Origin of the sequence: Comamonas sp. C11, from assembly GCF_024496285.1 — a bacterium.
Lineage (GTDB): Bacteria > Pseudomonadota > Gammaproteobacteria > Burkholderiales > Burkholderiaceae_C > Comamonas > Comamonas testosteroni_F.
Window position 1 is genome coordinate 4,626,130 of the sequence record NZ_CP101743.1, and the last position, 14,360, is coordinate 4,640,489.

Annotated in this window: 13 protein-coding genes and 2 tRNA genes; 8 read left to right on the forward strand and 7 right to left on the reverse strand. The window is 61.9% G+C overall.

Translation table 11 applies throughout. The annotated features are described in order from the left end of the window. Window positions 1-118 precede the first annotated feature (118 nt). The 3 genes from fahA to NOX35_RS21300 all read left to right on the forward strand — a co-directional run bounded on the left by fahA (window position 119) and on the right by NOX35_RS21300 (window position 3,341). A complete protein-coding gene (fahA, locus tag NOX35_RS21290; protein WP_256494647.1) occupies window positions 119-1,432 on the forward strand; it encodes a fumarylacetoacetase in 1,314 nt (437 codons plus the stop codon). 98 nt (window positions 1,433-1,530) lie between these two features. Continuing rightward, on the forward strand, window positions 1,531-2,838 hold the full coding sequence (locus NOX35_RS21295; protein ID WP_182284191.1) for an SPOR domain-containing protein: 1,308 nt from the start codon (window positions 1,531-1,533) through the stop codon (window positions 2,836-2,838). A 143-nt stretch (window positions 2,839-2,981) separates the two neighbouring features. Beyond that, window positions 2,982-3,341 (forward strand): I78 family peptidase inhibitor, encoded by a 360-nt coding sequence (locus NOX35_RS21300; protein ID WP_371878556.1) that lies wholly within the window; start codon window positions 2,982-2,984, stop codon window positions 3,339-3,341. Window positions 3,342-3,355: 14 nt separating this feature from the next. On the opposite strand, the gene hemW is transcribed toward NOX35_RS21300, so the two are convergent. From hemW to NOX35_RS21320, 4 genes are all read right to left on the reverse strand, one after another. Further along, window positions 3,356-4,585 (reverse strand): radical SAM family heme chaperone HemW, encoded by a 1,230-nt coding sequence (gene hemW / locus NOX35_RS21305; RefSeq protein WP_182284193.1) that lies wholly within the window; start codon window positions 4,583-4,585, stop codon window positions 3,356-3,358. Between the two features lie 223 nt (window positions 4,586-4,808). Then, complete coding sequence (locus tag NOX35_RS21310; protein WP_034368809.1) at window positions 4,809-5,408, reverse strand: non-canonical purine NTP pyrophosphatase; 600 nt, start codon at window positions 5,406-5,408, stop codon at window positions 4,809-4,811. 93 nt (window positions 5,409-5,501) lie between these two features. Then, complete coding sequence (locus NOX35_RS21315) at window positions 5,502-6,407, reverse strand: PP2C family serine/threonine-protein phosphatase (protein WP_256494649.1); 906 nt, start codon at window positions 6,405-6,407, stop codon at window positions 5,502-5,504. Continuing rightward, entirely contained in the window at window positions 6,404-7,435 is a 1,032-nt protein-coding gene (locus tag NOX35_RS21320; RefSeq protein ID WP_034358139.1) for a serine/threonine-protein kinase, read from the reverse strand. Before NOX35_RS21320 ends, NOX35_RS21315 begins: the two co-directional genes overlap by 4 nt. Window positions 7,436-7,524: 89 nt before the next feature. On the opposite strand from NOX35_RS21320, the gene NOX35_RS21325 reads away from it, so the two are divergent. The 5 genes from NOX35_RS21325 (at window position 7,525) to NOX35_RS21345 (ending at window position 13,146) form a co-directional block, all read left to right on the forward strand. Next, the gene (locus NOX35_RS21325) at window positions 7,525-8,418 is read left to right on the forward strand and encodes a YicC/YloC family endoribonuclease (protein WP_305881703.1); all 894 of its coding nucleotides are present in this window, start codon (window positions 7,525-7,527) and stop codon (window positions 8,416-8,418) included. 61 nt (window positions 8,419-8,479) lie between these two features. After that, entirely contained in the window at window positions 8,480-9,109 is a 630-nt protein-coding gene (gene gmk / locus NOX35_RS21330) for a guanylate kinase (protein WP_087084466.1), read from the forward strand. Window positions 9,110-9,127: 18 nt separating this feature from the next. Continuing rightward, window positions 9,128-9,331, forward strand: a complete 204-nt coding sequence (gene rpoZ / locus NOX35_RS21335) for a DNA-directed RNA polymerase subunit omega (protein ID WP_003052081.1) — start codon at window positions 9,128-9,130, stop codon at window positions 9,329-9,331. 104 nt (window positions 9,332-9,435) lie between these two features. After that, the gene (locus tag NOX35_RS21340; RefSeq protein ID WP_182284199.1) at window positions 9,436-11,691 is read left to right on the forward strand and encodes a bifunctional (p)ppGpp synthetase/guanosine-3',5'-bis(diphosphate) 3'-pyrophosphohydrolase; all 2,256 of its coding nucleotides are present in this window, start codon (window positions 9,436-9,438) and stop codon (window positions 11,689-11,691) included. Window positions 11,692-11,811: 120 nt separating this feature from the next. After that, a complete protein-coding gene (locus NOX35_RS21345; protein ID WP_256494654.1) occupies window positions 11,812-13,146 on the forward strand; it encodes a lytic murein transglycosylase in 1,335 nt (444 codons plus the stop codon). 131 nt (window positions 13,147-13,277) lie between these two features. Here the strand turns inward: NOX35_RS21345 and greB are convergent, their stop codons facing one another. The 3 genes from greB to NOX35_RS21360 form a co-directional block, all read right to left on the reverse strand. After that, on the reverse strand, window positions 13,278-13,844 hold the full coding sequence (gene greB / locus NOX35_RS21350; protein ID WP_256494655.1) for a transcription elongation factor GreB: 567 nt from the start codon (window positions 13,842-13,844) through the stop codon (window positions 13,278-13,280). Window positions 13,845-13,945: 101 nt separating this feature from the next. Further along, window positions 13,946-14,022 (reverse strand) — tRNA-Arg (locus NOX35_RS21355). Between the two features lie 148 nt (window positions 14,023-14,170). After that, a tRNA-Arg gene (locus NOX35_RS21360) sits at window positions 14,171-14,247 on the reverse strand. Between the last annotated feature and the right edge of the window lie 113 nt (window positions 14,248-14,360).

Below are 14,360 nucleotides of genomic sequence, written 5' to 3' on the forward strand. Positions count from 1 at the left end.
AGCTCCACAAGCCAGATCCCATCGATCAGTCATAGATCGGTCATAGATCAACGGCTGGCAGCGCACAGCAGATAAGCGCTGCAGCCTGTTTTTATTCAAATCGTTTAAGGAGACGAACATGGCATTGAACGAAACCCACGACGCCGGCCTGCAAAGCTGGGTCGCCAGCGCCAACACGGGCAGCAGCGACTTCCCCATCCAGAACCTGCCGTTTGCAGTCTTTCGTCGCAAGAGCAGCAGCGAGGCTTTTCGCGGCGGCGTGGCGATTGGTGACCAGGTGCTGGACATGGCGGCCGTTCGCGATGCCAAGGCGCTGGGCGGCGATGTGCAGGCCCAGGTCGAAGCAGCGGCGCAGGGTCAGCTCAACCGCTTGATGGCCATGGGCCCCGCGTCTTGGTCGGCCCTGCGCCTGGCCCTGTCGCGCGCCCTGCGCGCCGGCGCTGCCCAGGAAGCTGCCCTCAAGGCCTGCCTCGTGCCCCAGGCCGATGTGGAATACAGCGTGCCCGCACAGGTGGGCGACTACACGGACTTCTACACCTCCGTGCATCACGCCACCAATGTGGGCAAGCTGTTCCGCCCCACCAACCCGCTGATGGAAAACTACAAGTGGGTGCCCATCGGCTACCACGGTCGTGCTTCCAGCATCCGCGTCTCTGGCGTGGACTTCAAGCGCCCCAACGGCCAGCTCAAGGCCCCCGATGCCGACCCCGTGCTCAAGCCCTGCAACCGCCTCGACTATGAGCTGGAGATGGGCATTTACGCAGGCTCGGCCAATGCCTGGGGCGAGGCCATCGGCATCAAGGATGCCGAAAACCATATCTTCGGCCTGTGCCTGCTCAACGACTGGTCGGCACGCGACGTTCAGGCCTGGGAATACCAGCCACTGGGCCCATTCCTGTCCAAGAACTTCGCCACCAGCATCTCGCCCTGGATCGTGACGCTGGAAGCGCTGGAGCCCTATCGCACGGCCTTTGTCCGCCCATCCGAGGACCCACAGCCCCTGCCCTACCTCAGCTCCGAGGCCAACTCGCAGTGCGGTGCGCTCGATGTGCAGCTCACGGTCGCCATCCAGACCGAGAAGATGCGGGCCGAAGGCAAGGCCGCCGAACAGATCACCCGGACCAGCTACCGCCACGCCTACTGGACCATGGCCCAGCTGATTGCCCACCACACCGTCAACGGCTGCGATCTGCAGCCCGGCGACCTGCTGGGCACGGGCACGCTGTCCGGCCCCACCATGGACCAAGCCGGCGCCCTGCTGGAAATCACCGAAGGCGGCAAAAAGCCCTTGAGCCTCAGCAATGGCGAAACCCGTACCTTCCTGCTCGACGGAGACGCCGTGGTCTTTACAGGCTGGTGCGAAAAGCCTGGAGCCGCGCGCATCGGCTTTGGCGAATGCCGCGCCACCGTGCTGCCCGTGCACCAGGCCTGAGCGCGCCTCGGCCATCCCCCAAAGAACCGGCCTGGCGCCGGTTTTTTGTTGGGAATCTGCCTTCGGCCTACTCGTAACGCCATGACACAATTGCAGCCATGCCTTCCGCTTCGGACACCCCACCCCCTGCGCTCGCCCCTGCCCGCCAGGAACCTGTGCTGGACCAGCCTCTGCGCTCGGACGCCAGCCCCCTGCCTGCCTCCATTGCCGGAGCCTTTGCAGCAGCAGCCTATTCCATGCAGCACAGTCTTCAACACGAGGCCGAGCAGACCGCTGCGCCCGAAGAAGAGGACAGCGGTCTGCTGCCTCAGCTCTATGCCAGCCGCCTGAGCCCACGTTCACGCGACTTTTACCTGGCCCAGTTCAAGCGCTTCGATGCACTGGACCGCAGCCTGCCCAGCTGGAACATGGCGGCCGCCTTGCTGACCCTGGCCTGGTGCAGCCTGCATGGTTTATGGCGCGAGGCTGCGAAATACCTGGCAGCCGTCACGGCAACCGCGTTGATCTGGTGGTTTGGCCTGCGCCCGGCTCTGCCCGAGGCCATGGCCCTGGGCCTGGGCATTGCTCTGTGGCTGGTCGCCGTGGCCGTACCCGGCTTGCTGGGCAATGGCTGGTACTGGCGCAAGATCAGGGCCCAGACGCTGCAGGCGATTACGGACGCGCCCAATATGGCCGCCGCCCATGCAGCCTTGCAGGCGCAGGTCGACGCTCCTCGCAACAGAACCGCAGCCATGCTGGTGCTGGCCCTGCCTGTTGCAGCGGCCGCAGGCGCGGGCCTGGCCTTGCTGCCCGCCGAAAATACGGCGCCGCAGCCAAGTGCGGCACCCGCAGCCATCGCCCGGCCCGCTGCCGACAGCGCCACCGGCGCCGCCGCTCCTCGCCCCATGACAAGCCCGGCGCCGGCAGATCCTGCGGCCACCCAGCCCGAAACCCGACCGCCGGAGCCAGTGCCCCCCCCCGCAGCCGGGACGGGCAGCAGCGCCGGCAAAGCGGCGCCCCAGGCCCCTGCCCCGGTGCCAGACAAGACAGCAGTCCTAGCCGAGCCCAGCGACAAGCCGCCGGCAACACAGGCTGACCGGCCTGCGGCAGAGACCAAAGAGCAGCCCGTAAAAGAGGCCTCGAAGGCGGCGCCGCAAGCCAGCTCGGATCTGGTTCCTGGCAAGTTCTATCTGAATCTGGGCGTCTATTCCGAGGCCGGCAATGCCGACAAGGTACTGGCGCAGCTGCAAAAGTCCAGATTGCCTGCGCTGACGCAGAAGATGGCCAGCAACAAGGGAGAAGTCACCCGAGTACGCAGCGGCCCCTTCGAGAGCCGAAAGCGCGCTGAAAAGGCTGCGCGCAAGCTGCAGGCCGCAAATATCGATGCCGGCATCTTTCAAAGTGCAGAAGGCGCCCACAAGCCATAGACCCTGGCGCCGAAATTGACAATCAAAGTGCAATCATTCCCTTTATGGAATTGCGCATGAAGCTATCAAATTTGCGCATTGCTTTGTTGCACCCGCTTGCACATCAAGGCTTGGTCTGGCATGCGCGAGCACCTGGGGGCGCTATGGTGTGGGGCATGAAGCATCGAACACCCACTCTGCATGTCTCCACCCGCCCTTTGCTGGGTATGGCTGCTGCCAGCATGGCTCTGCTGATGGCTGGCTGCGCCAGCAACGGCATGGTCGCAGGCGGCACGGCCGCCCCGGCTGCGCGTCAGCTGCAGGTATGCCACGCGGAACCGGTACAGATCTATATCGGCCACAACACGGTGGCATCGACGCTGGAAACCATCCGCCAGAAATCCGGCTCCTACCTGCTGCGCGTGCTGCGCGAGGGGCAGCCCACAACCATGGAATACAACCAGGAGCGCCTGAACGTCATCACCAATGACGCAGGCAAGATCACGGCGCTGCGCTGCGGCTGAGCACCCACCAGGACTTACAGGAACATTTCCTGCAGGTCGCTCAGAAAGTCAAAGCCGCGTTCGGTAGGAACCACCCGGCCCAGATCGCGGCTGATCAGGCCCTTGGCCTGGGCCTGATCGAGCCCCTTGGCGATGGCCGACATGGGCAGACCCGTGCGCTCCATGAACTCCTGCAAGGCAAAGCCGCCGCGCAGGCGCAGCGCGTTGAGCATGTATTCGAACGGCAGATCGGCACGCTTGACCTCGTTGTCCTGTGCCAGCGGCGTGCCGGCCAGCGCCATGTCCATATAGCGGGCCGGATCGCGAAAACGCACCTGGCGCACGATTCGGTGGGCAAAACTCAGCTTGCTGTGCGCTCCGGCGCCAATGCCCAGATAGTCGCCGAACTGCCAGTAGTTGCTGTTGTGAAAACACTGGTGGCCGTCCTTGGCATAGGCCGAGACTTCATAGCGCTGCATGCCGGCTCTCCGGGTGCTGGCCGTGATCAGGTCCAGCATCTCATAGGCCGTATCGTCCTCGGGCACCAGGGGCGGGTATTTGGCGAAATAGGTGTTTGGCTCGATGGTAAGGTGATAAATCGACAGATGTGGCGGCGCAAACGACAGTGCCGTGTCCACATCGCGCTGCAGATCGAGCAGGCTCTGGCCGGGCAGCGCATACATGAGATCGATATTGAAGGTCTCGAAATTGTCCGCCGCCTCGCGCACCGCAGCCTGGGCCTGCGCCGCGTCGTGCACACGGCCCACAGCCTGCAGATAGCGGTCGTCAAAGCTCTGCACCCCGATTGACAGGCGGTTCACACCGGCCGCACGGAAGGCCTTGAAACGGTCCTTCTCGAAGGTGCCGGGGTTGGCTTCCATGGTGATTTCGCAATCGGGCTCCATGCGCAGGCGCGCGCGCAAACCGGCAATCAGCTTGTCTATGGACTCGGGCGAAAACAGGCTGGGCGTGCCCCCGCCCATGAAGACGCTGTGCACCGTACGTCCCCAGATCAGCGGCAGTGCGCTCTCCAGATCGGCCATCAGCGCATCGATATAGCGATCCTCGGGCAGCGCCCCCCCCTTGGCCCAGGCATGCGAGTTGAAGTCGCAATACGGGCATTTCTTGAGACACCATGGCAGGTGCACATACAGCGACAGCGGCGGCAAACTTCCCAGCTGCAGCGTGCCGGGACGCATGTAGTGCTGAATGTCGCGCTGCACCGCAGCTTCGGCAGTCTCTGTTTGAGGCTGAATGGGGATCATGGGAAATATGCTTTTCTAGCGTAAACAAAACCGACGCCGCTAAAACTAGCACACCCCAACCAGGGGACAGCAAGCAAGGGCCTAGGCAGCCCCGCCGCCCCGCCTCGAGGGCATCGTCCCCTTCCATAGCGCGCAGCGCGTAGAGAGAGGGGCGCCCGGCTAGGGAAGGCGCGGGACCGCCTAGGCAAAGCGCCTCAGGGGGAGTGCGGTCAAAAACCGCTGGTTATAACCATCTCTCTTTCACCATCGCAATCATCTTCCGAGAAGACAGTCCACGATGGCTGTGCGCATGCTTGAGCTCGGGCTCCATCTCGGCAAAGGTCAAGCCCAGCTCGGGGATCAGCAGTACCGGGTCAAAGCCGAAGCCATTGCTGCCACGGCGCTCGGTCGTGAGCAAGGCCTGCACGCGACCTACTGCAATCAGCGGCTCGGGGTCCTTGGGCGAGCGCACGCCCACCAGGGTGCTGACCATGGCGGCACGGCGGTTGGCCACGCCCTGCATCTGCTCGAGCAGCGCACGCACATTGTTGTCGTCGCTTTTCTCGTAGCCGAACTGGGTGCAATAGTAGGCCGTGTCCACACCGGGCAGACCGCCGAAATGATCCACACACATGCCGGCGTCATCCGCAATGGCGGGCAAGCCGGTCTTCTCGGCCGCAAAGCGCGCCTTGGACAGAGCATTCTCTACAAAGGTGCCATAGGGCTCGGGAGCTTCTCCCTCGAACAGATCGCCCTGGCGGATCAGCTCCACGCCCAGCGGGGCAAACATGGCCTGCAACTCGACGAGCTTTCCGCGGTTGTTGGATGCCAGCACAATTTTCATAATAAAAACCCATGGAAGCGCTTATGGCGCTTGCGCAATCAGCTATTGATTCAGTATTTTCAAGCCAGCGCCTATTGCAGCGCGCAACCGTGTTCAGGTCTTGGCTCTCTGGCGCTGCGCCGAACGGCGTATGGCCTCGTTGATTTCGGCAATCGATCGCTCGATGGCCTCGTCGTCGAGTTCATCCTCGCATTCATTGATCGGCCCCACCTGTATCGTGGACTCGAAGCCCTGATCCTCGATCTCCTGTGTGGAGATGGAAGACGGTTCGAAATTATTCGGTGTTTCCCATACCAGTGCCAGCACGGTGACATTGTCGCTGCCGTCTCCGGCTCGCTTGAGTGCCGTATCGACCAGCATGGGCACGAAATGGGCCACTGCCTTGCCATTCATGATCTGGAGAATTTCCGGCGTCGGCACCGCCCCCCAGAGGCCATCGGAGCACAGCATCAGCTGATCGCCCTCCTCAAGCCGCCTTGTCTCGCTCACATCGAAGATGGGCTTGGAAGGCGAGCCCAGGCAGGTGAACAGCACATTGCGGCTGGCCGGCACCAGCGCACCGGAGACCTTGCGCATCTCGCTATAGGAATGATCACGTGTTCGCTCCACGAGCTGCCCGTCGCGCACCCAGTACAGGCGCGAGTCGCCGCAGTGTATCCAGGTCACCTTGCCGTCCTGCAGCACGGCCGCAACCAGCGTGGTGCGCGGCGTGTCCATCATGCCCTTGGTGCTGGCATAGCGCAGGATCTGGCGATGGGCCTGCAGCAGCGCCTCTTCCAGAAACAGGACAGGCTCTTCCAGCATGGGCTTGGCCTTTTGCTGAAAAAGCGTGGAAACCACCTGCAATGCTATCTGGGCGGCCACTTCGCCATCCGGATGCCCGCCCATGCCGTCCGCCAGCACGAACAATGCCGCCTCCCGCGTATAGCAGTAGCCCATGCGGTCTTCATTGAGGGCACGGCCTCCGCGGCGGCTGAGCTGGAAGACGGAAAATTTCATGGTTTGCGATTGCTGTCGGTCACCGCTCCACGTTCGGAGCCGCCGAGTTTCTGAAGATTCTTCCTGGCGTCATGCACCATGTTGTCAAACTGCATGCGCATGCGCTCCTGCATGCTGAGCTTGGTATAGCGACGCTCGCCTTCGCGGCTCAGCTCTTTTTGCAGCGCAAACACCGACTGCGGCCGCGAGAGCGGATCCATGGCCATGCACCACTCCACCACCTCGATCAGATTGTCCGAATACACGCCGCGCAGCTTGTTCAAGGCAAGGGCCAGTCGGTCCTTGTCCTGACGCTGCGGAGCTTCATTGGGCGGTATGCCCTGCATGCAGGCATAGATGCAGGCGCCAATGGCATAGATATCGGTCCAGGGACCCAGCTGGGAATCGCGCCGGTACATCTCAGGGGCAGCAAAGCCCGGCGTGTACATGGGACGAATGAAGTTGCCCTCCTTGGACAGCACTTCACGCGCCGCGCCGAAATCGATCAGCACGGCCTTGTCGTCATTGGTGATGAAGATATTGGCGGGCTTGATGTCCAGATGCAGCATCTTGTGCTGATGCACGATGCGCAGGCCGCGCAGCACCTCGTCAAACAGAGAGCGGATGGTCGACTCCCTGAACACCTTGTCGGCCTTGAGCTCGCGCGCCGTAACGATGAACTCCTGCAGGGTCGCCCCTTCCAGGTAGTTCATCACCATGTAGACGGTTTCGTTTTCGCGAAAGAAGTTCAGCACGCTCACCACGGAGGCGTGGGAAATCTGCGCCAGCGAGCGCCCTTCCTCGAAAAAGCTCTTGAGCCCGAGGCGATACAGGGACAGTTTTTCTGGCGCCACCATGGGCTGCAGTTCGGCAGGCGCCCGAGTGGCAAGCGAAGCCGGCAGGTACTCCTTGATCGCAACCTGCTGGCCATCGGCGTCCAGAGCCAAGTAGACAATCCCGAACCCCCCCGAGGAAATCCTGCGCACCACCCGGTATCCACCTATTGTGCTGCCCGACGGTAGGGGCGCTGGCTTGGTTTTTGTAGACATTTTTTACCGGTAAACCTCAAGGATGATACGAAACCCGGATAATCGGGAAATTGCAAGCATCCATCAAAAGTCCAATGCCAGTTTACAGCATGACCGGATACGCCAGTGCCCAGCACAGCGCATCCGTTGAGGGTGGTCAAGAGTCCCAGTCCAACAGCCGTCTGGGCCTTGAGATCCGCGCGGTCAATAGCCGCTTTCTGGATTTGTCCTTCCGCCTTCCCGACGAACTGCGCGCCCTTGAACCGGCACTGCGCACCTTGCTCACCGCGCGCCTCAAGCGCGGCAAGGTGGAAGTACGAGCCGCCATCGACGTCTCCAGCAACCAATCCCTGCCCATTCCCTCGGCCACCCAGCTGCAACGCCTGGTGACGCTGCAGGACTCGGTTCAGGCCTGGCTGCCCAAGGCACGCGACCTTTCCGTGGCCGATGTGCTGCGCCTGTGCAGCGGCACAGCCACCGCCGACACGGACTGGAGCGAGATCGCTCCGGCCCTGGCCGAACAGGCCATCACCGAGCTGCTCGCGGCTCGCGCCCGCGAGGGTGAGCGCCTGGCCGACATGCTGCTCGACCGCATCAAGCAGCTGCGCGCGCTGGCCAAGACCGCCGTGCCGCTGGTGCCGCAACTGGTGGAACAGCAGCGTCAGAAGTTCCTTGAGCGCTGGAAAGAGGCCATGGCCCTCGGTGAAGGCTCGGTGGCCCCCGAAGCCGCCCAGGACCGTGCCCTGGCCGAAGCCACGGCCTTTGCCATCCGCATCGACGTGGCTGAAGAAGTCACGCGCCTGGGCTCTCACCTCGACGAAATCGAGCGTCTGCTCAAAAAGGGTGGCGACATCGGCAAGCGTCTGGACTTTCTGATCCAGGAATTGCACCGCGAAGCCAACACCCTAGGCTCCAAATCAGCCACGCTGGAGCTGACCCGCATCAGCGTCGACATGAAGGTGCTGATCGAGCAAATGCGCGAACAAGTGCAGAACATCGAGTAAGCAAGCCCTGAGCGTACCTACCCCGTACGCTCGATTCATGCCCAAAGTCATGCCCAAAGTCATGGACCATCCCGGAAATCTATTTGTCGTGTCGGCACCCAGCGGTGCCGGCAAATCCTCTCTGGTACGCGCTCTGCGCGAATTCGACGCACGCGTCTACCCCTCCGTCTCTCACACCACGCGCGCGCCGCGCGGCCAGGAAAAACATGGCCGTGAGTATTACTTCGTCTCGGACGCCGAATTCGACGCCATGGTCGCCAACAACGGCTTTGTCGAATGGGCCAATGTGCACAGCCGCCGCTACGGCACGGCCAAGAGGTCTCTGGAAGAGCGCATCCAGAGCGGCACCGACGTGCTGCTCGAAATCGACTACCAGGGTGCATTGCAGGTCAAACAGGCGTTTCCCAATGCCGTGCTGATCTTCATCCTGCCGCCCAGCTGGGACGAGTTGCGCGCCCGCCTGGAAAATCGCGGCGAGGACGCCCCCGAAGTCATCGAGCTGCGCCTGAAAAACGCCGAAGAGGAAATGGCGCAGGTCGCAAAATTCGACTTCGTTATAATCAACGAACTGTTTGAGAGTGCGCTCTTTGATCTCAAGGCGATCATCCACGCGCAACGCCTCAAATATGCGGCCCAGCGGCGCCTTCGCGCCGACACCTTCGAGTCGCTCAATATCCCTGAATCCAACTGACCGTTCCCGGAGTTCCTGATGGCACGCATTACTGTTGAAGATAGCCTGGAGCAGATCCCCAACCGCTTCCAGCTCGTTTTGGCCGCGACTTATCGCGCCCGCATGCTCAATCAAGGCCATACCCCCAAGATTGAAACCAAGAACAAGGCCAGCGTCACTGCCCTGCGTGAAATCGCAGACGGCAAGGTAGGCCTGGAAATGCTGAAGAAGGTGCCGGGTTGAGCTGTTGCATCGCAGCACCAAAATAGACAATTAAGCACCGCTCGTCGGTGCTTTTTTGTGCCTATCAGCTTGCACTACATACTTGCAGGCTACATTTAAGGAATATGACAGCGGCCCAGAACTCGACGATTGCTCCTTCCTCTACGGCACCGGCCAAGCCTCAGCGCATGCCCGCTGAACAGGCTGCACGTGTGTCGGCTGCTGCTTTTGAGGGCTTGATGGAGCATCTCGGCTACCTGGATGCCGACAGCGCCGAGCGTGTGCGCCAGGCGTATGTCTACGCAGATCAAGCACATACGGATCAGTGGCGCAGCAGTGGAGACCCCTATATCACCCACCCCATCGCGGTCACGGGAATCTGCGCCAACTGGAAGCTCGATGCCCCTGCCCTGATGGCGGCCCTGCTGCATGACTCCATGGAGGATTGCGGCATCACCAAGCTGGATCTGAAGGAGCGCTTTGGCGAGGATGTGGCCGAGCTGGTGGACGGGCTGACCAAGCTGGACAAGCTGCAGTTCAATACCCGCGAGGAAAACCAGGCCGAGTCCTTTCGCAAGATGCTGCTGGCCATGGCACGCGATGTGCGCGTCATCCTGATCAAGCTGGCCGACCGCACCCACAATATGCGCACCATGAGCGACATGCCGCGCAGCAAGTGGGGCCGCATCTCGTCCGAAACGCTGGAGATCTACGCCCCCATCGCTCACCGCCTGGGTCTGAACCAGACCTATCGCGAGCTTCAGGACCTGTCGTTCAAGCATCTGCACCCCTGGCGCTATGCCACGCTGGAAAAAGCCATCGGCCGCTCGCGTACACGCCGCCGTGATCTGGTCCATCGTGTGCAGGATGAAGTCAGCACCGCTTTTGCCACGCACAGCCTGCCGGTTCGCCTGCTGGGCCGCGAGAGCACGCTGTATTCGCTGTACCAGCGCATGCAGAAGAACCAGCTGAGCTTTGCCAAGGTCACCGACATCTACGGCTTTCGCATCATCGTCCCCAAGACGCTGGACTGCTACACGGCCCTCGGGGTGCTGCACCAGAAGTACAAGCCCATGCCGGGCCGCTTCAAGGACTACATCGCCATCGCCAAGAGCAATGGCTACCAGTCGCTGCACACCACGCTGGTCGGCCCCTCCAGCGTCAGCATCGAATTCCAGATTCGAACGGAAGAGATGAACATCGTGGCCGAGGCCGGCGTCGCGGCCCACTGGCTGTACAAGGCGCAGCAAGGTCATGACTCCGAGCATCTGTCCACCCAGTGGCTGCAGTCCCTGCTCGACATCCAGAACGAGACCCGTGACGCGGCGGAGTTCTGGGATCACGTCAAGGTCGATCTCTTTCCCGATGCCGTGTACGTCTTCACGCCCAAGAGCGAGATCATGGCCATGCCGCGCGGCGCCACGGTGGTGGACTTTGCCTATGCCATCCACAGCAAGATCGGGCATCGCACCACGGCAGCCAAGATCAATGACGAAGAAGTGCCGCTGCGCACCGAACTCAAGAGCGGCGATGTGGTGCAGATCATCACCTCCGAGACCTCCACGCCCAATCCGGCCTGGCTGAGCTTTGTGAAAACCGGTCGCGCGCGATCCAAGATCCGCTCCTACCTCAAGAATGCAGCCCAGACCGAAGCCGGTCAGCTCGGAGAAACGCTGCTGGCCCAGGCTCTGCGTGCCGAAGGCATTGACAGCGTACCGTCGCAGGACGATGCCAACAAGAGCGTCTGGGACGAGATTTTGCGCATCACGGGCAACCGCACGCCCGCAGACCTCATGGTCGATATCGGCATGGGCCGCCGCATCGCCTCGCTGGTGGCGGCGCGCATGACCGCCTTCATGACCAAGCAGGGCGTGCGCCCGGATGCCCTGCTCATCACGCAGGAGCGCTTCAACACGCACAACCGCCCCTTCCAGGGCGCGGTCACGCTCAACGGCGACGAGAGCAGTTCGGTCTATTACTCGCACTGCTGCCGCCCCGTGCCGGGCGACCCGATTCTGGGCTACCTGGGCGGTCAGGGCCTGGTCGTGCACCACGCCCACTGCAACAATGCCATCAAGCTGCGCGAAAAGGATGCCGACCGTTTCATCACGGTGGACTGGTCAGACGACATCACGCGCCTGTTCGAAGCGGGAATCGTGGTCACTGTGCAGAACAACAAGGGCGTGCTGGCCCGTGTGGCGGCCGAGCTATCAAACGCCGAAGCCGATATCGTGCGCGTCGAGATGACCGACGAAGCCGCGATCGGCACCACCGATCTGCGCTTTGTCATCTCCGTGCAAAACAGCGTTCAGCTGGAGAATGCGCTGCGCAATCTGCGTCGCCTGCACTCGGTCATTCGCGCCAGCCGCGTCATGGCCTGACTTCTCTCATGCTCCGCAGGGCCGCCGCGGGCGGCCTTTTTCATGGGCGAAAGATTTTGTTGCATTCTGCGGGCGCTATCCCGTCATGCAACAGCCCCCAGGCCACGACAGCAAGCGACAATGGCATTCATGCTCCAAACCGCACCTTCGCTTCTGAATGTCCGTCAGCCGTTGCTGATCACCGCCGTCGCAGCAGCCCTGCTCGCAGGCTGCGCCACCCGGCCCGAACCTCCAGCAGCGGCGGCGTCCGAACCGGTACAGCCTGCCAAAGCAGAGCAAGCCACCGACGAAGCGGCGATGGAAAGCCCCATACAGGCCAGCAACTTCGCGCACTGGAAGCAGGAATTTGCCCCACGCGCACGCGCAGCAGGCATTTCGGAGCGCACGCTGCGCAGCGCATTGGCCGGAGCCAAGCTGCAGCCCAGCATCGTCAAGCTCGACCGCTCACAGCCCGAGTTCACGCGCACGCCCTGGCAGTATCTGGATAGCGCCGTCTCCGCACAGCGCATCAGGACCGGCAAGCTCAAGATGCAGGAATACGCACCCAGTCTGCAAGCGGCCAGCCAGCGATATGGCGTGCCTGCGCCCGTGATTGCAGCCATCTGGGGCATGGAGAGCAATTACGGCAGCAACTTCGGCAGCTTCTCGGCCGTGGATGCACTGGCCACTCTCGCCTTCGACGGCCGCCGTGCCGAATGGGCGCAGAAGGAGCTGATTGCCGCGCTGCGCATCATCGACAACGGCGACATCGACGCCGCCCATATGATCAGCTCCTGGGCCGGCGCCATGGGCAACACCCAGTTTCTGCCCTCGGTCTTCCTGCAATATGCAGTCGATGCCGATGGAGACGGCCGCCGCGACATCTGGGGCTCCATGGCCGATGTGGCCGCATCCACGGCCAACTATCTTGCAAGCTCGGGCTGGAACCCCGGCGAACCCTGGGGTGTGGAAGTGCGCCTGCCAGCCGATTTCGATTACGCGCGCACCGAGCTTTCCACGCGCCAGAACAGCACTGCCTGGGCTGCAGAAGGCGTGCAAAGCGTGAACGGCCAGGCCTTGCCCGCGATGGCAGGAGCCAGCATCATTGCACCGGCCGGTGCCCGTGGTCCGGCCTTCATGGTGGGCAGCAACTTCCGCGCCATCCTGCGCTACAACAACTCCACCAACTATGCACTCGCCGTGGGCCTGCTCGCATCGCAGCTGGCAGGCAATGGAGGCGTCAGCGCCGAATGGCCGCGCGATCTCGGCGCTCTGACGCGTGAGCAGACACGGGCGCTGCAGACCGCCCTGACGCAGCTCGGCTTTGCCACCGGAGCGGCCGACGGCGTGATGGGTCCGGCCACCCGTGCCGGGCTTCGTCAGTACCAGCAGAGCCAGGGTCTGGCGGCAGACGGCTACCCCACGCTGGAGCTGCTGCAGCGCCTGCAGGCTGGCAATCAGTCTCAAAAACAATAGCTTTTAGCGCTTGTTAATCAATGATTTCAATACTGAAGCTATCCGAAATCATTGAAAACCAGGCGAGTACAGCTCACAAAATAAAAGCGCGGCTTCCACACGGAAGCCGCGCTTTTTTGTTGCTCCTGAACTCAGGATCGCGTTGTGGGCTGAGGATAGCTGACGTCCAGAATCTCCAGCATGCGCACGCCGGCCGGCGTGGCCAAGGCCACCTCGTCGCCCACGCGCGCCTTGAGCAGCGCGCGCGAAACCGGGGCAATCCAGCTGACCTGGTTCTGCGAGCTGTCCGCCTCGTCAATGCCCATGATGGTGATGGTGCGCTCCACGCCCTCGTCATCCACGTAGCTGACCGTGGCGCCGAAAAAGACCTGGTCGCTGCCTGAGTGCACGGCAGGGTCGACGACCTCTGCGATTTCCAGTCTCTTGGTAAGAAAGCGAATGCGGCGGTCAATCTCGCGCAGGCGCTTCTTACCATAGAGATAGTCGCCGTTTTCGGAGCGGTCGCCGTTGCTGGCCGCCCAATGCACGATCTCCACGATCTTGGGGCGCTCGTTGTCGATCAGATCCAGCAGCTCGTCCTTGATGCGCTGGTAGCCCTGTGGCGTGATGTAGTTCTTGCCGCCGGCGGGCAATGGCGGCAGAGCTCCGACGTCTTCATCGTCGTCGCCATCCGATTCTTTGGTGAAAGCCTTGCTCATGAGACCGATCTTCACACAGATCCTGGCCTGATCAGGCCAGGGCTCGTCAAAGCCCGGAAACGAAAAAGCCTCAGAACCTTGCAGTTCTGAGGCTTGTCGTTTGGTGCGGCTGGCAGGAATCGAACCCACGACCCCTTGGTTCGTAGCCAAGTACTCTATCCAGCTGAGCTACAGCCGCTAAGCCTCGAATTATATACAGTTTTTGAAGCTCCTCGGTGAAAACCCGGATTTTTCTTCAAATGCACTAAACCACCATCAGTCCGTCAACAGCACACCTGGCAGAAACGAAAAAGCCTCAGAACTTTTCAGTTCTGAGGCTTGTCGTTTGGTGCGGCTGGCAGGAATCGAACCCACGACCCCTTGGTTCGTAGCCAAGTACTCTATCCAGCTGAGCTACAGCCGCTAAGCCTCAAATTATATACATATTCTGGGGCTTGCAGAAAAGTCTCCCAGGATTTTCAAGTTCCGGACGCCGCTGCACGCGTGCAACCACATGAAAAGCCTGATTCCAAGCAC